Raw genomic sequence first — 389 nt, forward strand, 5'->3', positions numbered from 1 at the left:
AACTTGGTTTGGTCACCGCGCTTAAAGTTAATGTGTCACCCACATCGGTATCACTCGCCGCAAAGGTGTAGCTGTACGCCGCATCTTGAGTGGCAGCTGTGATGGCCGTTGAACCGATGGTCGGCGCGTCATTGACGTTGGTGACCGTGATGCTGAAGCTTTGCTCTGCCGTTAAGCCATCTGTGTCCGTCACCCGCAATGTCACGGGGTGCGCGCCCACATCCGCATTGCCTGGCGTGCCACTTAGCACGCCAGTGGCAGCATTGAAGCTCAACCAACTTGGTTTGGTCACCGCGCTTAAAGTTAATGTGTCACCCACATCGGTATCACTCGCCGCAAAGGTGTAGCTGTACGCCGCATCTTGAGTGGCAGCTGTGATGGCCGTTGAA

At 55.8% G+C, this 389-nt stretch carries 1 protein-coding gene; it reads right to left on the bottom strand.

Features of this window, described 5'->3' with window-relative positions:
* Positions 1–389, bottom strand: a 389-nt coding sequence (locus K5Q99_RS22250; RefSeq protein WP_220778174.1) for a putative Ig domain-containing protein, incomplete at both ends; no start/stop codon positions are given.

Origin of the sequence: Shewanella hafniensis, from assembly GCF_019655335.1 — a bacterium.
GTDB classification, from domain to species: Bacteria; Pseudomonadota; Gammaproteobacteria; order Enterobacterales; family Shewanellaceae; genus Shewanella; species Shewanella hafniensis.